17 protein-coding genes are annotated in these 20,196 nt (G+C 72.3%); 3 read left to right on the forward strand and 14 right to left on the reverse strand.

All coding sequences use genetic code 11. The annotated features are described in order from the left end of the window. Positions 1 to 15: 15 nt before the first annotated feature. Positions 16 to 702, reverse strand: coding sequence for a response regulator (locus tag ACFWNV_RS13815; protein ID WP_383945387.1), 687 nt, complete (start codon positions 700 to 702; stop codon positions 16 to 18). 351 nt (positions 703 to 1,053) lie between these two features. On the opposite strand from ACFWNV_RS13815, the gene ACFWNV_RS13820 reads away from it, so the two are divergent. Next, entirely contained in the window at positions 1,054 to 1,632 is a 579-nt protein-coding gene (locus tag ACFWNV_RS13820) for a GNAT family N-acetyltransferase (RefSeq protein WP_383945346.1), read from the forward strand. Between the two features lie 16 nt (positions 1,633 to 1,648). Here the strand turns inward: ACFWNV_RS13820 and ACFWNV_RS13825 are convergent, their stop codons facing one another. After that, complete coding sequence (locus ACFWNV_RS13825; RefSeq protein WP_383945349.1) at positions 1,649 to 2,767, reverse strand: fatty acid desaturase family protein; 1,119 nt, start codon at positions 2,765 to 2,767, stop codon at positions 1,649 to 1,651. A gap of 7 nt (positions 2,768 to 2,774) precedes the next feature. Continuing rightward, entirely contained in the window at positions 2,775 to 3,785 is a 1,011-nt protein-coding gene (locus ACFWNV_RS13830) for a ferredoxin reductase (protein WP_383945390.1), read from the reverse strand. Positions 3,786 to 3,917: 132 nt separating this feature from the next. Here ACFWNV_RS13830 and ACFWNV_RS13835 point away from each other — a divergent pair, with 132 nt between their 5' ends. Together ACFWNV_RS13835 and ACFWNV_RS13840 are read left to right on the forward strand one after the other, a co-directional pair. Next, positions 3,918 to 5,057 (forward strand): PucR family transcriptional regulator, encoded by a 1,140-nt coding sequence (locus ACFWNV_RS13835; RefSeq protein WP_383945352.1) that lies wholly within the window; start codon positions 3,918 to 3,920, stop codon positions 5,055 to 5,057. 196 nt (positions 5,058 to 5,253) lie between these two features. Continuing rightward, entirely contained in the window at positions 5,254 to 8,205 is a 2,952-nt protein-coding gene (locus tag ACFWNV_RS13840) for a BTAD domain-containing putative transcriptional regulator (RefSeq protein ID WP_383945354.1), read from the forward strand. Positions 8,206 to 8,245: 40 nt separating this feature from the next. Here the strand turns inward: ACFWNV_RS13840 and ACFWNV_RS13845 are convergent, their stop codons facing one another. From ACFWNV_RS13845 to ACFWNV_RS13895, 11 genes are all read right to left on the reverse strand, one after another. Next, positions 8,246 to 8,446, reverse strand: coding sequence for a hypothetical protein (locus ACFWNV_RS13845; protein WP_383945357.1), 201 nt, complete (start codon positions 8,444 to 8,446; stop codon positions 8,246 to 8,248). A gap of 147 nt (positions 8,447 to 8,593) precedes the next feature. Next, positions 8,594 to 9,082, reverse strand: coding sequence for a CYTH domain-containing protein (locus ACFWNV_RS13850; protein WP_383945360.1), 489 nt, complete (start codon positions 9,080 to 9,082; stop codon positions 8,594 to 8,596). Then, entirely contained in the window at positions 9,052 to 9,897 is an 846-nt protein-coding gene (locus tag ACFWNV_RS13855) for an ABC transporter permease (RefSeq protein ID WP_383945363.1), read from the reverse strand. Before ACFWNV_RS13855 ends, ACFWNV_RS13850 begins: the two co-directional genes overlap by 31 nt. After that, a complete protein-coding gene (locus ACFWNV_RS13860) occupies positions 9,890 to 10,675 on the reverse strand; it encodes an ABC transporter permease (protein ID WP_383945366.1) in 786 nt (261 codons plus the stop codon). Before ACFWNV_RS13860 ends, ACFWNV_RS13855 begins: the two co-directional genes overlap by 8 nt. After that, complete coding sequence (locus ACFWNV_RS13865) at positions 10,672 to 11,664, reverse strand: ABC transporter ATP-binding protein (RefSeq protein ID WP_383945369.1); 993 nt, start codon at positions 11,662 to 11,664, stop codon at positions 10,672 to 10,674. Before ACFWNV_RS13865 ends, ACFWNV_RS13860 begins: the two co-directional genes overlap by 4 nt. After that, on the reverse strand, positions 11,661 to 13,718 hold the full coding sequence (locus ACFWNV_RS13870) for a phytanoyl-CoA dioxygenase family protein (RefSeq protein ID WP_383945372.1): 2,058 nt from the start codon (positions 13,716 to 13,718) through the stop codon (positions 11,661 to 11,663). Before ACFWNV_RS13870 ends, ACFWNV_RS13865 begins: the two co-directional genes overlap by 4 nt. A 45-nt stretch (positions 13,719 to 13,763) precedes the next feature. Next, the gene (locus ACFWNV_RS13875) at positions 13,764 to 15,572 is read right to left on the reverse strand and encodes a thiamine pyrophosphate-binding protein (RefSeq protein WP_383945375.1); all 1,809 of its coding nucleotides are present in this window, start codon (positions 15,570 to 15,572) and stop codon (positions 13,764 to 13,766) included. Positions 15,573 to 15,721: 149 nt separating this feature from the next. Next, positions 15,722 to 16,345, reverse strand: a complete 624-nt coding sequence (locus tag ACFWNV_RS13880; RefSeq protein WP_383945377.1) for a GTP cyclohydrolase II — start codon at positions 16,343 to 16,345, stop codon at positions 15,722 to 15,724. After that, a complete protein-coding gene (locus tag ACFWNV_RS13885) occupies positions 16,342 to 17,616 on the reverse strand; it encodes an aminotransferase class I/II-fold pyridoxal phosphate-dependent enzyme (protein WP_383945380.1) in 1,275 nt (424 codons plus the stop codon). The genes ACFWNV_RS13880 and ACFWNV_RS13885 overlap by 4 nt, the downstream gene beginning before the upstream one ends. Next, on the reverse strand, positions 17,613 to 18,890 hold the full coding sequence (locus ACFWNV_RS13890) for a hypothetical protein (protein ID WP_383945381.1): 1,278 nt from the start codon (positions 18,888 to 18,890) through the stop codon (positions 17,613 to 17,615). The genes ACFWNV_RS13885 and ACFWNV_RS13890 overlap by 4 nt, the downstream gene beginning before the upstream one ends. Continuing rightward, positions 18,880 to 19,950: a hypothetical protein gene (locus tag ACFWNV_RS13895; RefSeq protein ID WP_383945384.1), complete on the reverse strand. Its 1,071-nt coding sequence runs from the start codon at positions 19,948 to 19,950 to the stop codon at positions 18,880 to 18,882. Before ACFWNV_RS13895 ends, ACFWNV_RS13890 begins: the two co-directional genes overlap by 11 nt. Positions 19,951 to 20,196 lie beyond the last annotated feature (246 nt).

Consider the following 20,196-nt stretch of genomic DNA (forward strand, 5'->3'; position numbering starts at 1 on the left):
GAAACAGGGCCGCGCTCACGCGTCGAAGCGGTACCCCATGCCCGGGGCGGTGATCAGATGGCGGGGGTGCGACGGGTCCGCTTCCAGCTTCCGCCGGAGGTGGGCCATGTACACCCGCAGGTAGTTGGTCTGCGTCCCGTACGAGGATCCCCACACCTCCTGAAGCAGCCGCCGCTGGCTGACGAGCTTGCCCCGGTTGCGGATCAGGACCTCCAGCAGGTGCCATTCCGTCGGCGTGAGTCTGATGTTCACCCCGCCGCGCCTGGCCTTCTTCGCGAGCAGGTCGACGGTGAACTCCTCGGTCTCCACGACCGCTTCGTTCGCGACGGCCGCGACGTGGGCCGGCGTGCGGCGTACGACGGCCGCCACCCTGGCCATCAGCTCGTCCATGCTGAAGGGCTTGGTGACGTAGTCGTCGGCGCCCGCGTCGAGGGCCTGGATCTTCTCCTCGGAGTCGTGGCGGGCGGAGACCACGAGGACGGGCACCTGGGACCATCCGCGCAGATGCCTGAGCACCTCGATGCCGTCCATGTCGGGCAGCCCGAGGTCGAGCAGGACCGCGTCCGGGCGGCGGGCCGCCACGGAGTCCAGGGCCGCGCGCCCGTCGTGCGCGCAGTCCACCTCGTAGGTGCGGGCCTTCAGATTGATGACCAGCATCCGCGCGAGCCGCGGTTCGTCGTCCACCACCAGCACCCGGGTCATCGGCGTGCCGCCTTCCTGTTCGTCGCCATCCCCCATGGACATGCGACCACCAGAGAACAGCGGATTCCCTCCGCCACGGCAGGCGTTGACGACGTCCATACGCCGGCGGCGGTGACCTTGACGCACCGCTGATGCCCTGCGGAGCGTGTGTGGCCCGGCGGTCCCGGCCCCTCCGCGGCCACCCGTATCAGAGTGGTGTCAAGGTCGGGGCGGCCTCCTTGAGTCCGGCCTCGCACGGCAGTTGGATGGGCGACGTGAACAGCGCTCTGCGCCACGACGACCGGCCACCGCATACGGTGCGCCCGGCCTCGCACACTGCTCGCCCGCCGATGCGCTGACGCACCGCCCCGGATGGTGTATGTCCACCAGGCGAAGGCGCTCCTCCCCCGGCCGCTGCGTGGCGTCACGGTGCGGCGGCTGACGCCCGAGGACGCTCCGGCGCTCTCCGAACTGCACTCCGAGAACGCCTGGATCCACGGCAGTTGGGGCGGTCCCGCCGGTCTCGCCGCCTCCGGCCACGGCTGGGCGGCCTTCACGAAGGACCGGGTCCTCTCCGTCGCCTGTACCTACTTCCTCGGCAGCGCCTACGAGGACATCGCGGTGGTCACCGTGCCCGACCGGCGCCGCGAACACCTCGCACTCGCCTGCATCGCCGGCCTGACGGCCGACGTCCAGGCCCGAGGACACACCGCCAGGCCTTCACCCTGTCGGCGCATCGGCCGTCAACGCCCCGTAAAAGTCCTGGCCGAGAGCCGTCAGGAGCGCGTCAGGGAGGTTCTGTGCGCGCCACCCCTGGTGTTCGCTGGTCGGGTTGAAGGCGCACAGAGGAGTCGGGTACGCGTGAGCACGGAAACCATCGTAGGCATCGTCGTCGCGGTCTCGCTGGCCGGTTATCTGATCCTGGCCGTGTTCTTCCCGGAGAAGTTCTGACGAGACGGCCCTCACCTCAGGCGGCGACGAGCTCCTGCTCGCGGTCCGGGGTCTTGACCTTGGGCTTCTTGTTCGGCAGCGAGAGCCGGAAGACCTTGTGCCATGCGGAGAACACCTGCTTGGGCAGCGGGCCGGTGACGTACTCCAGCTCGTACTTCTCGAACAGCGCGCGCACCTTCACCGCGACCTCGGCGTAGCGGTTGCTCGGCAGGTCCGGGAACAGGTGGTGCTCGATCTGGTGCGACAGGTTGCCGGTCATGAAGTGCATGGCCTTGCTGCCGCTGATGTTCGCCGAGCCCATCATCTGGCGCAGGTACCACTGGCCGCGCGTCTCGCCCTTGATCGACCGGCGCTCGAAGACCTGTACGCCCTCGGGGAAGTGCCCGCACATGATCACCGAGTGGGTCCAGAGGTTGCGGACCAGGTTCGCGGTGAAGGTGGCGGCGAGTGTGGGGAGGAACGACGGGCCCGAAAGGAGTGGGTGGATCACGTAGTCCTTGAGGACCTGCTTGCGGATCTTGCGGCCGACGGCCTTGGCCCGCGCGCGGAACTCCGGGTTGTTGCGGCGGCGCTTGTGGAGGTTCTTGGCGAGCTCCAGGTCGTACGCCGCGATGCCGTACTCGAAGAAGCAGGCGTTGATGAAGTTCCACAGCGGCTGGCCGAGGTGGAACGGGTGCCACCTCTGGTCCTCGTCGACGCGCATGATGCCGTAGCCGAGGTCGTTGTCCTTGCCGATCACGTTGGTGTACGTGTGGTGCAGCTCGTTGTGCGAGTGCTTCCACTGCTCGGACGGGGAGACGTGATCCCATTCCCAGGTGGTGGAGTGGATCTTCGGGTCCCGCATCCAGTCCCACTGGCCGTGCAGGATGTTGTGGCCGATCTCCATGTTGTCCATGATCTTCGCCACGGACAGTCCGGCGGTGCCGATCAGCCACGCGGGCGGGAAGATCGAGAACAGCAGCACGCCCCTGCTGACCAGCTCGAGCTTGCGCTGCGCCGAGATGACCTTGCGGATGTAGGCGGCGTCCTTCTCGCCGCGGCCGGCGATCACCTCGTCGCGGATCGCGTCCAGCTCGCGGCCGAGCTCGTCGATCTGCTCCGCGGTCAGGTGGGCGGTGGGGTCGATGGCGGTCAAGGTGCTCCTACCGTTCGATGTCGCAAGGGCCCGCCGCGGCGGACACGCAGGTCTGGATGAGGACGCCCGGCTCGGCCTCGGTGATCTCTCCGGTGCGCAGGTCGCGGACGGCGCCCGCCTTGAGCGGCGTGACGCAGCCGAAGCAGATGCCCATGCGGCACCCGGAGGGCATGAGCACGCCGGCCTCCTCGCCGACGTCCAGCAACGGCGTGGCGCCGTCCGCGTCGACGGTCTTGCCGGTGACGCTGAACGTGACCTCGCCGCCGTCGCCGGCGACGACGATGCCGGGGCGGAAGCGTTCGGTGTGCAGGCGCTCTCGTACGCCGTGTTCGGTCCAGTGCGCTTCGGCGGCGTCGAGGAGGCCCGCGGGCCCGCAGGCCCAGGTCTCGCGCTCGGCCCAGTCGGGCACGAGTTCGCCGAGACGGGCGATGTCGAGCATGCCGTCCGTATCGGTGTGCACCTCGGTGAGCCGCAGCTTCTCGGCCGCGACCAGGTCGTGCAGCTCGCTGCGGAAGATCACGTCGTGCGGCTGCGGCGCGGAGTGGACCATGACGGCGTCGTCGAGCTCGACGTCGCGCAGCATGCCCATCACGGGCGTGATGCCGCTGCCGGCCGTCAGGTAGAGCACCTTGGCGGGCTTGGCCTGCGGCAGCACGAAGTCACCGGCCGGCTGGTCGAGCTGGATCAGCGTGCCCGGTTTCGCCCTGCGGACCAGGTGGTTGCTGACCTTTCCGTCCGGGATCGCCTTCACGGTGATCGTGAGGCGGCCGTCCCGGCGGTCGGTCGGCGAGGTGACCGAGTAGGCGCGCCACAGGCGCACCCCGTCGACGTCGACCCCGATCCGCACGTACTGGCCGGCCGTGTGGCCGCGCCAGCCCCGTCCCGGCCTGATCACGATGGTCGCGGCGTCCCCCGTCTCGGGGTGCACGGCCTCGATGCGCCCCCGCAGGTCGGCGCCCGCGCGCAGCGGGCTGACCAGGTCGAGGTAATCCGACGGCAGCAGCGGCGTCGTGACCATCTCCAGCAGTTTCCACGCCCTACTGCGGAGGGCTGCACTCGTCATGGCTCCAGCTTGATGTGCCTCAGAGCGTAAAGTCCTGTCCGTAAGACGTGAATCTGGCCAGCTGGATTGTTCGCAAGGAACAAAAATATGAGCCATGCACTCCGGAGGGCCACCGAGCTGGCCCTGGATGAGACGACGGTCACCGTACTTCGGGCCGCGCTGAAGACCACCGCCGACGAGGTCGTCCAGGCGATCATCGACGAGGTCCCGTCCTACGCCAACGCCCTTTCGGGCCGCATGGGCGCCACGATCCGCCGATCCGTCCGCACCGCGCTGGGGCACTACCTGGACCTCGCGAGCGGGAACGTGACGGGCGGCGACGGCGATGACGCCGCTTACGAGCTGGGCCGCGGCGAGGTGCGCGACGGCCGTTCGATGGACGCCCTGCTCAGCGCCTACCGCGTCGGCGCCCGTGTGGCCTGGCGATGCCTGGCAGCGGGTGCCGTACCCGCAGGTCTGCCCGCCGCCGAGGTCGCCAAGTTCGCCGAGCTGACCTTCGCCTACATCGACGAGCTCTCCGCCGCGAGCGCCGCGGGCCACGCCGACGAGCTGGCCGCCCGGGGCCGGGACCACGAGCGCCACCTGGAACACCTGGCACGCGATCTCCTCGCCGGCGCGAGCCCGGACGTGCTGCTCGCCTCTGTTCAACGGGCCGGGTGGCAGCCTCCGGTTTCGCTGACCGCGGTCCTGCTGCCCGCCGCCCAGGCCCGGCCCGCCTACCGCGCGCTCGACCCGGGCACCCTCGTCCTCGACGATCTGCCGGATGCCACCGGTGTGCTGCTCGTCCCCGACGCCGACCGATCACACCTCCTGCGGCAGCTGACCGACCGCACCGCCGTGGTCGGACCGGCCCGGCCGTGGACCCGTGCGTCCGCCTCGTACGCACGAGCCGTACGCGCACGCTCCCTCTCCGCCGATATTCGCGACACCGAGGACCACCTGCCCGAGCTGGTGCTGAGCGCCGACGCGGACGCGTTCGCAGACCTGCGTGCCCGAGCCCTCGCACCGCTGCGGACCCTGCCCGTCGCGACCGCACGGCGGCTGGAGGAGACGTTGCGGGCGTGGCTGCTGCACCAGGGCCGGCGGGACGAGGTGGCGGCGGCGCTGTTCGTCCATCCCCAGACGGTCCGGTACCGGATGTCGCAGCTGCGCGAGCTGTTCCCGGACCTCGCCTCGCCGCACCGGGTCCTTGAACTGACGCTGGCGGTCGGTCTCCGGGCAGGCTAGGCAACGGCCCCGGCCTTGCCCGCGGGAGCAGTGCCTCCTGCTCGGCGGGGGGCCGGCGGAGATGCCCGGCTTCGTCCGCCGATCGGTTAATCTACGTAACTCAGTTCGATCAGCGCAGTCGCCACCTCCCGCCATGGCATCCGTAATCCTTCCGTGCAGGGTCCTCGGCTCGCGATACGGAATATGTGGTGGTGTCGTGGAAGAGCTCTATTTCACCCTCCTCGGTGAGGTGCGGATCGAGCGCGACGGCCATCCCACCGGCGGCAATTCGCCTCAGCAGCAAGCCCTGCTGTGTGCGCTGCTCCTGCGTTCGGGGCGCGGCGCGGCGGCGCACGAGCTGATCGGGGCCATCTGGGGAGACGACGCCCCGGACTCCGCTCTGGCCAATCTGCGCACGTACGCCTGGCGGCTGCGCCAGACCCTCGAAGTGGACCGTGCGACCCCCCGGATCCTGGTCTCGATGCGCGACGGCTACCGGCTGGACGCAGCACCGGGACAGGTGGACGTGCACATCGCGGAGGAGCTCGCCGTCCGGGCCTCGGCGGCGCGCTCGGAGGGCAGGTACGAGGACTGCCGCGTCCTGCTGGCGGAGGCGGCCGGGCTGTGGCGGGGCCAGCCGCTCGCCGGGGTGCCCGGGCCGTTCGCGGCGCAGCAGCGCGACCGGCTGGCCGAGCTGCGCCTCGCCCTGCTGGAGGAGCGCTTCGAGTGCGACCTGAAGTGCGGGGAGGACACCACGCTCGTACCGGACCTGCGCGTCTTCACCCGCGAGCACCCACTGCGCGAGCGGTCGTACGGGTTCCTGATGCAGGCCCTGTACCGCACGGGGCGGCAGGCCGACGCGCTGGACGTCTTCGGCAGGGCCCGGCAGGTGCTCGCCGAGGAGCTCGGGGTGGACCCCGGCCCGGAGCTGCAGGCCCTGCAGCGGGTGATCCTCGCCGGCGACCCCGACGGGGCGCTGCGCACGCCGGCCGCCTCCGTTCGCGCCGCGGTGCCTGCCGCGGTGCCTGCCGCGAGAGCCGCCGCGGGGGTGGCGGCGGTACCGGACGTTCCCAAGTGGCTGCCGCCGGACACCGCCGACTTCACCGGCCGCAGCGATGAACTCGGCCGGATGTGCGCCGCGCTGGCCGAGCCCGACCGGGACACGCCGCCCGTGCTGTGCGTCACGGGGATGGGCGGCGTGGGCAAGACCGCCCTCGCGCTCCGGGCGGCGCACCGTACGAAGGACCTCTATCCGGACGGGCAGCTCCACGCCGACCTGCGCGGCAGCGAACGGGAACCGGCTGATTCCGGCGCCGTGCTCGGTACGCTGCTCACGGCCCTCGGGGTGTCCGCCGAGATGCTGCCGATGGACACCGACGGCCGGGCGGGTCTCTTCCGCACGGTGCTCGACGGGCGCAGGGTGTTGATCTTCCTGGACGATGCACGTGATCACGAGCAGTTGCGGCCGTTGCTCCCGGGCTCCGCGGAGTGCGCCGTGGTGGTCACCTCGCGTTCCCAGCCGGCCGGTCTGCCCACCACGCTGCGCATCGCGCTCGACACCCTCGACGATGCCGAGGCGGGAGCGCTGCTGTGCCAGATCGTCGGGCCCGAGCGCGTGAAGGCCGAGCCCGACGCGTGCGCGGATCTGGTGGCCGCCTGCGGCCACCTGCCGCTGGCCCTGCGGATCGCCGCGTCGAGACTCGCCGCCAGGCCGTCGTGGAAGGTGGCCACCATGGCCGGACGGCTGGCCGACGAGCACCGCCGCATCGGTGAGCTGCGGTCGGGCAGCCTGGCCGTGGCGGCGGCGTTCTCGCTCAGCCACCAGCAGTTGTCACCGGCCGAGGCGCGGGCGTTCCGGGTGCTGGCTCCCCTGGCCCGGTACGGACTCGGCCTGGACGCGGCGGCCACCGCTCTGGGGCTGGACCGGTGGGGGGCGGAGGACACGCTGGAGTCGCTGGTCGACGCGGCGCTGCTGGAATCGCCGTCGCCGGGCCGGTACCGCTATCACGCCCTGGTGCGTTCCTTCGCCCTGGACCTGCCGGGGGCGGAGCTCGTGCCGCCGGCACTGGCGGCCCTGCTGGACCACTATCTGTCGTGTGGCCGGGCGGCGTTCGCCCTGATGGTTCCGGGGGACTCGGCCGATGGGATCCTGCGCCCGGCCATGGGGCCCGCACCCGGTTTCGCCGGCCTCGGGGCCGCGCGCCAGTGGGTTGCGGCCGAGTCCGAGGCGATCGCCCACACGGTGCGTCTGGCGGTGGGCGGGGAGGCGGCGGACGACGGACTGCTGTCGACGGCCATCGACCTCCTGGTCTCCATCAGCCCGTTCGGCAAGGACGTTCCGTACGGGGTGCTCGCGGCAGCCGCCCGGGAGGTGGCGGAGGCCGGGGAGCGGTGCGGCGACGACCGTACGGCGGGCCGCGCCCACTTCGTCCAGGGCAATGCCGCGCTCCAGGACGTCCGGCTGGCCGACGCCGCCCGTCATACGGCGGCTGCGGCTGCCGCCTCGCAGCGGGCCGGGGACCGGGTGATCCTGTTCCAGACACTCAACGACAGCGGGCTGACCGCCCAGTTCCAGCACCGCTACCAGGACGCGGTCGCCTGCTACGACCAGGCCCTCGCCCTGGCCCGTGAGCTGGGGCAGGGGTCGGGAGAGCTCACCATCGTGCTCAACGGCGCACTCGCCCGCATCCATGACGGACGGGCCGCCGAGGCGCTGGCCGAGTGCGACTGGGCACTGGCGAAGCTGAGGGGCGTGGACGATCCGGCCAGCACCGTCTACGCGCTGTCGCTGCGCGGGCTGGCCCTGCACAGGCTGGGCCGGTACGAGTCGGCGCTCGACAGTTTCCAGGCGTGTCTCGAGGTGTGCGCAACGGTGCCGATGCCCCGGCAGGAGGCGAAGGCACGGGCCCGGATCGCCGATGTGCTGCGTACCTCGGGCTGCCCCGGGGAGGCCCTGGAGCAGGTCGAGCGCGCTCTGGCGTTGTGCGCGGATCCGTCCGGCAACCGTGACCGCGGTCTGGCGCTGATGACGATGGCCGAGGTCCTCGCCGACCTGGGCGACGAGGCGGACGCCCGCGGCCGTGCCGGGGAAGCCCGCACGGTGTTCGAGCGGTTGGGGCTTCCGGACGCCGCGGCGGCGGGGGCCCTCGCGGCCCGGCTCGGTGGGTGAGGCCGGGGCCGCGGGTCGAGGGCCGGAGCCGTACGCCGCGTCACTCCTTGCTGTTCCACTCCAGCGGGTCGTCGGTCTTGTGGTATCCGGCCGCCGAGTCGGCCACGACGTGGCGGCCGGAGGTGTCGTCGGCGCGATCGGCCGGCAGGACCGTGGAGCCGAGGGCCAGGGCCGCGGCGAAGGCCGAGAGGACCAGGGCCGTCGCGGTGCGCGGGGCGGTGGTGCGGGCGGGACGGTTCATGAGGGTTCCCCCGTTGATCGTGCTGGCGCCCAGTTGGTCTGCGGGTCACCGGGCGACCCGCTCTGTGCGTGTACCAAGCATCCTGTGTCGGGATCTACATCCGATATACGGCGCCGCGCCCGGTCCTGCATCGTCTCGGGCGGGGGGTCAGCCGAGCCCGGCGAGGGCGCTGATCTGAGTCGGCGATGCCAGGGCCAGGTACTGGTTGGCCAGCTCGGGCCGGCCGGTCACCTCCTGGCCGAACCAGACCGGCGGGCGGAAGGCTTCTGCCGCGGCGAGGTCCTCGAACTCCACCTCCGCCACCCGCAGGCCGTGGTGCCGGCCCCTATATATGTCGAGCACCGCGCGAGCGCCGGGAACGGTGACCGTGTGGCGCAGCTTGCTCAGCCGGGCCGTCGCCGTGGCGGGCCACAGTGCGTCGAACTGCTCGGGGGTCAGTTCGGTCTCCCACTCCTTGCGCACCAGCCCCGATCCGCTCTTGGCCGTCAGCGTGTGCCGGGACCCCTGTCTGCGCAGCCGGGCCTCGCGGTGGTCGGCGCCGACCGCCAGGTATCCCTGCAGGATCGGTGTGCCGGGGGGAACGTACAGCGGGGCGTCCGGGCAGATCAGGTATTTGCGTTCGATCTCGTCGGGCACGGTTTCTCCTCCTGGGGGTGAATGGTCGTACGGCCGGGACGGGCGCGGGGGCGGGGGCGGCGCAGCACCCGCATCCGCCAGCGGGCCAGCAGCACGGCCACGAGCAGCCAGCCGATTCCGACCGCTGCCTCCAGCCATGCCTGGAGCGCCCAGGGGCGGTGTTCGGTCAGGGCCCGCACCGCGTGCAGTCCGTGGCTCACGGGCAGGACGTCGGCCACCGGGACGAGCCAGGGCACGCCCGCCCCGCGCGGCGCCAGCACTCCGGAGAGAGCGAGCACCAGGTAGGCCGCCAGGTTGCCGAACAGCACGTCGGCGCGGCGGCCGACGGCCAGGACGGCGACGGCCAGTCCGAACCCGGTCGAGGTGACGGCCATCAGCAGGTAGAGCGGCGTGGCGGGCAGGAGCGCGGTACTGGTCGCGCCCAGGCCGAGCAGCGGGCCGTCCACGGCCAGCACCGCCGCGCCGGCCGCGATTCCGGCGATCGGGTGGGGCAGGGCCCGGCAGAGGTGGACCAGGACCGGGGGCAGTACGCCGGTCTGGATCCGGTGCTGGGTGCCGGACCATTCGTCGTCCATGGGCACGTCGCACAGTCCCACGACCACCAGGGCGCTGATGGCGAAGGCGGTGGCGCCGGCGAGTGCGTCGGCGGCGGCTCCCGGTCCGCCTGCCATCCGGCCGAGCATGATCAGGAAGGCTGCCTGCAGCAGGATCCTCGGCAGGTCGGTGACGAGCTGGACGCGTACGGGGTTGGCCGAGAAGTAGAGCAGTCCGCCGGTGCGGACCGTCGCCAGACAGCGGCGCAGCAGCTCATTCACGGTCCACCGTCCCGTCCGCGCGGGCCCGTTCGACGACCCGGCTGAACAGGAGGTGCCCGGCCAGCTGGTACACGACGGTCAGCAGCACCAGCGGGACCAGCGTCCAGAGCGGCGGGTCGGCGCCGCCCGCGGCGGCTGCCAGGAAGCGGTTGGCCCAGTAGAGGCTGATGCCGAGGGAGAACCAGGGCAGTGGTTCCGGCAGCAGGCTCACCGGGATGAGCAGACCGCTGACGATCATCACCGGATAGGTGAGCGCGGCGGTGACGTGCACGGCGTGCCGGGTCAGTACGAACACGCTGGCCAGTACGTAGCCCATGGCCATGCCGGAGACCGCCACCAGGGCGGAGCCGAGCAGCAGCGCGGGCAGGGCGCGGGCCGGGACGGTGATTCCGTCGGCCAGGGCGAGCCCGGTGCCGGTGGTGAGCAGCCCGGCCAGGATGAGCAGGGTGCCGCCGAGGCATTTGCCGAGGACGACCAGGCGCGGATCGGTGGTGCTGGTGAGGGTGCGGGCGAGGGTGCCCTCGGCGATCTCCCGGCGGAGGGTGCCGCCGCCGGTCCACAGGGTGGCGCCCCAGAGGGAGGTGAGCAAGGTCGCGACGAGGAGGGCGGCACGGTCCCCGGAGTCGGCGGGGTGGCGGGCGGCGACCAGGACGTAGAACACGACGGGCTGGGCTATCGAGGTCAGCAGGGTCACCGGGTTGCCGGCCACCGCGAGGACCTGGGCGCGGGCCGCGGTGGCCAGTACGCGCAGCGGGCGCACGGAGGCCGGGGCGGTCACAGGGGGCCTCGTACGGTGTGGTGGTGGAGGTAGGCGTCCTCGAGCCTGGCGGGCTGGACGTCCATGCCGGTGAGGGTGGCGTCGGAGAGGGTCCGGCCCAGAGCGCTGAGGACCTGGGGTGACCAGCGGGCGAGCCGCAGTTCCAGGCGCCAGCCGTCCGGCCGGTCGGCCGACCGGTGCAGGGTGAACGGGCTGATGGTGTCCACGGTGTCCAGGGTTTCGGTGGCGGGCGCGGGGCCGGTGCCGTGGACGATGACGGTGGCCACGTAGCCGAGCAGGGCGGCGAACGAGGAGACGGACATGTCGCGGGTGATGCGTCCCTGCTCCAGCAGCACGACCCGGTCCGCGAGTTCCTCGATGTCCAGGAGGTGGTGGCTGGTGAGCAGGACCGTGACCCCGTCGGCGCGCAGGGCGCCGACGGCGCTGCGCAGCCGGGCGGCTTCGAGGGGGTCGAGCCCGACGGTGGGTTCGTCCAGCAGCAGGACCTGCGGCCGGGAGATCATCCCGATGGCGATGTGCAGCCGTTGGCGCATGCCCTTGGAGTACGTCGAGACCTTGCGGTCGGCGGCCTCGCCCAGGCCCACCTCGGCGAGCGCCGGTTCAAGGCGCGCGGTGAGCTGCCGGTGCGGGAGTCCGTCCAGCATGCCGAAGAAGCGCAGGTTCTCCCGGCCCGACAGACGTGTGTAGAGCCCGCGGTCGCCGCCGAAGACGACGGACTGCACGGCACGGACGGCCGTCGGATCCCGCACCACGTCCGCCCCCAGTACGCGGGCGGTGCCGGTGGTCGGCAGGAGCAAGGTGGCGAGGATCTTGGTCAGAGTGGTCTTGCCCGCCCCGTTCTCGCCCAGGAGCCCGACCACTTCGCCGCGCGCGACGGTGAGGGAGACGTCTTCCAGGGCCGTGTGCCGGCGCCCGCCTTCGGCGTAGATCCGGCCCACGCCGTGCAGTTCGATCGCGGGGTGTTCGCGCCGGCTCCTTGCCGCGGTCACCGGAAGAAGCGTCCGTCGGTGGCGAAGCGGCCGATGTACGCCTCGTAGTACTCGGTGCGCAGGTCTTCGGTTCCACCGGCGAGGTAGGTGAGGTAGAGCGAACGGCGCGCGCGGTCGGAGACGTTGCGGCCGCTGCGGTGCGGGGTGAGTCCGGAGAAGACGATGACGTCACCGGGGAGCGTGGTGGGCGCGTACTCGCGGGCCGGATCCAGCCAGGCGGCCTCTTCCTCGTCGGTCCAGTTGCGCAGTTCGCCGGGCGGGGTGAGCAGGGTGCGGTGGTAGCCGGAGAAGAAGCTGAGGAGGCCGTTGTCCTGGTCGGCGGCGTCGATCTGGACCGAGACGGAGGCGGAGTGGCCGTCCGGGAAGTAGGCGGCGTCCTGGTGCGCGGTATAGCCCTTGGTGCCGGGCATCTTGAAGATCAGCTTGTCCTTGAACAGCGAGGCACGGCGGCCCTCGAACAGCTCGGTGAGCAGGTCCAGGATCCGCTTGTCGCGGGCGACGCCGTCGATGAGCGGAGAGATGTCGCAGACGGGGTCCATGCGTTCGGGGGCGTCGCCGGACTGCTTGCGGAATGGGGTGCGGACGTTGTCGGGGTGGACGTGCGGGCCGCCGTGCAGCCGGTCGGACTCGGTGCGCAGCAGCGGCGCCAGGCCGGCGTCGAGCAGGTTGCGGAGGTGGACGAAGCCGTGCCGGTCGTAGTGGTCCTTGGCCAGGTGCAGCTCCGTGGCGGCGTCGAGCGGGCGCGGGCCGTCCGGGTCGGCGGCGGGGTCGTACGGGGACATCGGGGGGTGGTCCTTTCGCAGGGGCGCGTGGGTCAGGTGGGGAAGGTGGGGTGCGCGGTGGGCCGTGGGGCCCGGCGGGGCGAGCCGCCAGCGCCTCGGCCAGTCGTGGGTCCCGGTCTCCAGCCGGGCCTCGTGCGACGAGGGGCCCGGGTCTCCGGCGGGCAGCAGCGCGACCGCCGTGCCGGGCAGGAAGTGTTCGACCGTCCAGGTGAGGTGGCTGCGCATGCCGAACCGGGCGTGGCCGGTGTCCTCCGCGCACAGCAGCGCGGCGGGCGCGGGGTGGTGGCCCCGGACGCATCCGGCCAGGAGGGCGAAGGCATCCGCACGGGCGGGGTCCAGGTGGGGAAGGACGACGACGTGGTGGGCGAGCCGGTCACCGGCGTCGGCGAGCTTGCGCAGCCCCGTGGCCCGGTCGTGGCGGCGCAGGTCCAGTACGGGACCGGCCACCTCCGCGCGGGAGGGCGCCGCCGGGGCCGGCAGGAGCCGGCGTTGCAGGAAGGTGATGAGCCCGGTCCGGGAGATGACGAACTCCAGGTCCGTGACGCCCGCTTCGGGGTCGAGCCGCAGCCGCCTCACCGCCTCCAGCAGCCGGGCCGCTTCCCCGGGCCGCAGGAACGGTGTCCGGTGCAGCGCCGCAGGGCTGGTGGCGTAGTGGGAGGGCCGTGTTCCGGCGGCCTCGGCCAGTTCCACGGCGAAGCGGTCGCCGTGGCTGTAGACGGTTCCCTTGGTCACGATGCCGGGCATGCGCGGCGTGATGATCAGGCCCGCGTCGCGCCATCCCCGGCCGGCCAGTGCGCCGGTGCGGCACAGGGTGGTGTACGCCTTGTAGAGGCCCCCTACGAGGGCGTCCACCTGGGCGGTCCAGGTGGACCAGTCCCGCACCAGGATGCTGGAGTCCGCACCGGGCAGGACCGGCCGGCCCGTGGGCCATCGCTGCGACAGGCGCAGTGCGGTGTCGTGTCCGGCGATCTCGTCGAAGCCGGGCAGTGCGGCGAGCAGTTCGGCGTAGCGCCCTCCGCTCCCCGCGCTGCCGGGCGTCTCGTCCAGTGCCGGCACCTCGGCATGGGTCCACCGGCGGGTGCCGCGTGCTGCCGCCGACCGCAGGAGCCCGGCCGCCACGAGGCGGAACGGCACCACGTGGGTCTCGCTGTCGCCCCCGGCGTCCCGGTGCAGTTCCACCAGGTCCGCCGCCTTGCCGCCGAACAGCTCGGTGAGGGTTTCCCGGTCACCGAGGCGGGCCGCTTCCGCCGCGGGAATGAGTTCCGGTCGCATCGCCGGTCCGTCCTTCCGTTGCCTGCTGCTGGTCTCGAACGGGGGCTACGAGGCCAGGGCGACGGGCTCGGCGCCCGCGTGGGCGGGGGCAGGGGCAGGGGCAGGGGCAGAGGTAGAGGCAGGGGCAGGGGCAGGGGTAGAGGCAGCGGCAGGGGCCTTCTTCTCGTACGCGTTGATGAAGAGGTCCCCGTAGCTCACCGGGGCGTGCACCAGCAGGGGTCCGGGGGTGGCGGCGCTCGCGGTGAGCGCGTCGAGCAGGGCGTCGAAGCTCTCGGCCCGTACGGCCGGGACCCCGTTGGCCTCGGCGAGCTTGACGAAGTCCACCGGGTTGCTCGCGGTGAGGTCGGCCCGCCGGCTGACGTCCTTGCCGAGTGCCTGGTAGCGCTGGATCAGTCCGTTCCCCGTGCTGTCCGCGACGATCACCACGAGCTTGAGGCCGAGTCGGGCGGCCGTCTCCAGGTCTCCGCTGTTGGAGTGGAAGCCGCCGTCTCCGGCGAGCACCACCACGGGGGTCGAGGGGTCGGCCAGGGCCGCACCCATGCCGAGGGGAAGGCCGATGCCGAAACCGGACAGGCCCGGTGAGGTGATGTAGTCGCCCGCGGCGCCGGGAGTGAAGTGGACACCGCTCAGGTGGCGGTTCATTCCGATGTCCGCGGCGAGCCGGAACCGGCCGAACGCCTTGGACAGGGCGCTGAGGATCTCCGGGCCGCGCAGCGGCCCGCTGCCGTCCTCGGGCACCAGGCTGCCGCCGGGCACCGGCATGTGGGTGACGGGCCGCCGGTGGTCGCCCAGCGCTTCCGCCAGCTGGTCGAGGAACAGGGCGGGGGCGCCGACCAGTGAGGATTCCGCCCCGAACGCGCTGTCGTCCTGCTCCCACTCGGACAGCGCCAGCACCCGCTTCGTGCCACCGCGGCCGCGCCAGGTGTTGGGGTAGTGCTCCATGGAGTCGTAGCCGGCCAGGAGGATGAGGTCGGTGTCGGCGAACATCGCGTCGAGGTACTTCATCTCGAACAGCACGTCCGCGTAGGAGCTGATGACACCGCCGTACAGTTCGGAGTCGACGGGGACGACGCCGTGCGCGGTGTAGGTGGCGGCGACCGGGATCTCGAACTTCCGGGCGAAGGCGGCCAGTTGCGGTGCGAGGCCGGTCTTGACGACGCCGTCACCGGCGACGATCAACGGGGTGCGGGCCGAGCGCAGGGCGTCCGCCCAGTGGCTGACCTCCGCCGCACCCCAGGAGGGGGCCGGCGGGGCCGGGACGACCGGGGCGGTCAGGGCCGCCACCGCCTCGCTTTCGAGCACGTCGATGGGGAGGCTGACGAAGGCCGGGCCCGGACGGCCGGTGCGGGTCGCGGCGATCGCCTCGGCGAGCACGCGGGGCACGTCCGCCGGATCGTGCACCTCTGCCGCGTACTTGGTGATCGGCCGCATGAGGGCCACGTTGTCCAGGCACTGGTGCGCCTCGTTGTGCCGGATGGCTCCGGTCTCGATCTGGGCACCCAGGATCAGCACCGGGTTGCGGTCGAGCATGGCGGTGGCGCAGCCGGACATGATGTGGGTGACGCCGGGGCCCAGTGTCACCCAGCACGCCTGGGCTTCGCCGGTGGCCCGGGAGGCGCCGATCGCCATGCCGGCCGCGGTGTACTCGTGGCGGGTGAGGACGAACGGCAGGCCGGCGGAACCGTCGGGCAGTCGCCCGGCGCCGTCGCCGGGGGCCGGGGCGCCGGCGGGGTCGACGCCGGCGTCGCCGTCGAGCAGGAAGTCGATGGCACTGGCCTCGCGGCCGGGCACGCCGAAGACACGGGCGAAACCGGAGTCGCGCAGGATTTCGGCTATCTGGTGGGACACGCGCATGGGATGTGGTCCTCCTCGGACGGGTCGGGCCGCGGCAGTGACGGGTGCGGTCCCGGGTGATCGGTTCTGGGGGGGGGTGCTCGGGTGAGAGGTGAGAGGTGATCAGGTCTGGGGTGACCACCTCTGGGGGGATTCAGGTCTGGGGTGAATCAGTTCTCGGGGAGATCGGAAAGGTGGCCCAGCTCGGTCTGCTTGGACGCGACGTACGCACGCACGCGCGGGGTCATCGGGTAGTCCAGCGGGACCACCTCGCGCACCTCGTACCCGGCGCCGGAGAGCGCGGCCAGCTTGCGCGGGTTGCGGGTCATCACCCGGATCGTGCGGTGCAGGCCGAGCACGTCGAGCAGGGCCAGGGGGGCCTCGTAGCCCCGTACGTCCGCGGCCAGCCCGAGGGAGGCGTACGCACCGGCGGTGGTCAGGTTCTCCCGGTCCATCACCGCCATGCCTCGGATCTTCGCCTCCAGGCCCTGGCCCCGGCCCTCCTGGTACTGGTAGACGATCACGCCGCGCCCCTCGCGGGCGATCAGCTCCATCGAGCTGCGCAGCTGGTCGGCGCAGTCGCAGTCCATCGAGGCGAAGGTCTCGCTGAACAGGCAGGCGGAGTGGATCCGTACCAGGGTGCCCGGCAGGTCCAGGGGCCCGCGGTGCAGGGCCACGCACGTCCGGTCCGACAGTCCGGGCTCCCCCGGTGGCACCGAGACGGTGAAGCCTCCGAACGGGGTCTGCAGCTCGGTGCTGACCTGGGTGTGCAGCTGAAGCAGCTCACTGGTCACGACGTGCGTTCCTTTCGCAAGAAGGACTCCAGCCCGCGGAGTCCGGTGGTCAGTTCGCCCTCGTCGATGGCGTGGGTGATACGGAAGTGCAGGGATGCGGCGGGCAGCCCGAAACCCGAGCCGGGGCACAGGGCGACGCCGTGGCCTTGCAGCAGCTCTTCCTGCAGGGCGAGGTCGGTGTCGAATCCGGGGGCGTGCAGCTTGACCGTGGTGTTGTAGTTGCAGTCCGCGGGAATCCGGTCGACCAGATCCGCGTTGCGGGCGCAGAACTCGGCGACCTGGGCCGCCCGGTCGGCCAGCCAGCTCCGGTTGCGCCGCCACACCTCGGCCTCGTCGCACCCGGGGTCCGGGCAGGACCCGCCCCTGTCGTGCAGCGCCTCGTGCCGCACCAGGTGGGACCACAGGGTGTTCCCGGCCAGCGGCGGGTTGCCCATGTCGTCGCCCAGGGTCCGCACCAGGCCGTGGAGTTTGGTGCCCATGACGCGGGCCGACGCGAGGACGTAGCCCAGCCGGTACTCCGCCATCAGGTACCGCTTGGAGGCGGTGACGATCCGGATGACGTGGTCGGCGCCGAGCGCGGGCGGGTTGCGGTGGTAGCGGCCGTCGCCCGGGAAGACGTCGCCGGATTCGTCGACCACCACCGGCAGGCCGTGCCGGCCCGCGAGCGCCACCACCTCGGTCAGCCAGTCGTCCCCGTAGTACTGGAAGAACGGGTTGGAGGGGTTGACCAGGAACAGCGCCCGGGTCTCCGCGGTGAGCGCGGCCTCGATCCGCGCCGGATCGGGTACGTAGCCGTCCGCGGGGGCGCCGATGACCGAACGCAGCTCGCCGCGTTCTATGAGACGGCCCAGCATCCGGTAGAAGGTCGGTGCGATCGCCAGTACGTGACCGGGTCCGGTGGTCTCGAAGACGTGCTCCACCACCCGGTTCACCGCGTAGGTGGCGCCCGCGCAGACCGCGATGTTCTCGGGCCGGTAGCCGAACCCCGTGCGCAGGTTCTCCAGTTCCAGCAGGTCGGCGCGGAGTTCGGCCGACCCCTGCTCCCAGCCGTAGCCGGGCCGCGGGACGGCCCGGCCGTCCCGGAACGGGGCGAGGGTGGCGAGCGCCGCGTGCGGCAGGTCCAGCGCGCGGGCCGTGGGATATCCCACCGAGAGCCCGGCTACGGTCCGCTCGGCCTTGGTGCCGTACGTGGAGTCGAGGTAGGAGCGGAACGCTCCGTATGCGGCGGTGCCAAGGGTGTCGGTACCGCCCAGGGTCACGGTGGTGCTCATGATGCTCCGTAAGTCGCTGCCGGGAACCGCCGCACGGTCCGTTCGACGTCCGCGCGGCAGTCGCCGCCGTCCAGGGCGGTACGTATCAGTCGGGCAAGGTCTTCCATGGCGTCCTCGCGCATCCCGCGCAGGGTGACTTCCTGCACGCCGAGGCGCAGGAAGCGGTGGTCGCCGAGGGCGCCGCTCACACTGGTGGTGATGCCGTTGGCCAGGCACCGGTGCAAGGCGGTGGCGCGGTCGTCCTCGATGCGGCAGTGCACCTGGTGCGTGCGCGAGAACCGGCCCTCCGCGGTGGTGCGCACGGTCAGCCCCCGGGCGGTCAGCGCACGGCCGAGCGCCTGGGCGTTGGCGACGGTCCGGTGCGCGTACTCGGCCCCGTACTCCTCGAACTCCACCAGGGCGATGGCGAGGGCCAGCGTCGACGCGGTGTGCACGGACGACACCAGGGAGCCCTCGATCAGGTCCATGGCGGCACCGAACCGCCGGCCGTCCCGCACCGCGACGATGCCCTTCTGCGGTCCGGGGAACGTCTTGTGGGTGCTGCCGCACAGGATGTCGGCGCCCTCGTCCAGGGGGTTGGGGCAGGCTCCCCCGAGGACGAGACCGAGCAGGTGGCTGGCGTCCACCACGATGGTGACGTGCGGCGGGAGCGCGGCCCGCAGCGCCCGTACCGGAACCGGTTCCACCAGCACCGAGGTGTCCAGGTACAGCGCCGTGACGCCCTCCTGCGCGGCGGCCCGGGCGGTACCGGCCACGTCGAAGGCGCCGGCCGCCCGGTCGTAGCGGGTGAAAGCGTGGCGGCGTCCGGCACTGGCCAGGATCGGCGCCGTCGAGTGGTGGCCCCCCTGATCGGAGGGGACCGTCATCACGGTGTCTCCGGGCCGGGTGGCGGCGAGCACCACGCTGGTCATGGCGTGCACGCCGGACAGGCAGTCCAGCGTGACCCGGTCCGCGCCCAGCATCCGCCGCAGCGCCTCGCGTCCGGCCTTCACGGGGCCGCTCACCGCGGGCATCCCGGCGAAGGCGGCGTTGCGCCCGAAGACGCAGACCTCGCGTTCGACGTCCATCAGGTACCGCTGGCCCAGCGGAGTGGCCAGGACCCGTGCGGTACGGGCGGTCAGGCCGTTCTCGTTGGCGTTGAGGGGCAGTCTCAGCCGGTCGGCCGAGGCCGCGGCGTGGACGCTCCGTTCGAGCGATCCGGCGTCGGGAACGAGGGCCGGGCGCGGGGGGTCGGAGAGGAGTACGGCGCGGGCGCCGCTCGGTTCAGACGGCAACGAAGTCTCCTTCCCCGTTCAGCCAACGGCTCCGGCCGGCTCCCCGGATGAGGGAGTCCGCCGCGAGGTTGGACACCACGGCGTGGCTCGCCACCACCAGGGACTCCCAGCTCCGGTGGTCGGCTCCGCAGGAGTCGAGCGCGGTGGCCCAGAGCTCCCAGTCGAAGCCGTGCTCCCGCCAGTGCTGCGGGGCGTCGTGGGGGGCGCGGACCAGCGCGTCCAGCAGGGCGCCCAGCCGTCGGGCCGCGGAGTGGGGGTGCTCCGCGGTGTGCCGGAGCAGGGTGCGTACGGCGGCGGGCAGCTCGGGCAGCGGCCCCCTGGACGGGGGCGGTACGGGAAGCACGGTCCGCGGCGGCCGGCCGGCGCGCCGGGCGTCCTCGGCTTCGCGGACGGCCCGCCAGGTCGCGGCCTGGTCCGTGCGGGACAGGACCACGGGCAGCTCGCGCAGCACGTCGGCGGGTTCGTCGGCGGCATGCACCAGGGTGAGCACGCGGTTGGGAGCGCCCAGGAGGGTCCGCAGGTCGCCGGGCCGGCGCGCTTCCGGCAGGGCGGAGCCCTTGGTCCGGGCGCACAGCGAGCTCGCGGGCGTGGTCAGAGGTCCGGCGGCGAAGCACACGAGCAGCAGTCCGTCGCCCGCCTCCAGTACTTCGCGGGTCACCGCGAGGCGGTCGGCGGTGGCCGCGTTCCACTGGTAGCGCCACAGTTCGCGGGCCCGGTTCGCCCCGTAGCGCACGGGGTGCGCGGCAATCACCTCGAACCCGTGGCCGGCGAGGTAGGCCAGCGTGCCGTCGAGGGCTTCGTGCGCGATGCCGTCGGGCCGCAGGGTGAGCAGTGCGGTCCGCTGGAGGGCCGTTGCCCACAAGTCGCCGAGAGCCCTGCGGGCGGTCGCCCAGCCCTCGCGGAAGGCGAGGTCGTCGGTGTAGTAGTGGATCTTCTCCGGCACGGTGGTCAGCCGCGGCCAGTCCCGGGCGCGGGGTGTCGTACCGGGTGCCGGCACGGTTGGCGGCGCGGTTGGCGCGGTGGCCGGCACGGTTGTCGGCACGTACGTGTGCGGGGGCATGCGCGCACTCCTTCCTCTTCTTCGGTGCTGGGGTGCCGTGCGCGGGCTTCCCGCCGGGACCGGCAGGGGGCCGGTCCCGGCGGGTGTGCGTCCTCGGACGCGTGGTGCGTCAGGGACTTCAGCTGACGCGGTGGGCCGCGAACGACTTGTCGACGACGATCTCGAGCAGGTTCTTCACAGTCGGACACCTCCATCCTGGTGACACGTGCCTCGCGATGCGCCGTCTGTAAGGGAGTAACGCAGACC

Source organism: Streptomyces sp. NPDC058401, from assembly GCF_042722885.1.
Taxonomy (GTDB): domain Bacteria; phylum Actinomycetota; class Actinomycetes; order Streptomycetales; family Streptomycetaceae; genus Streptomyces.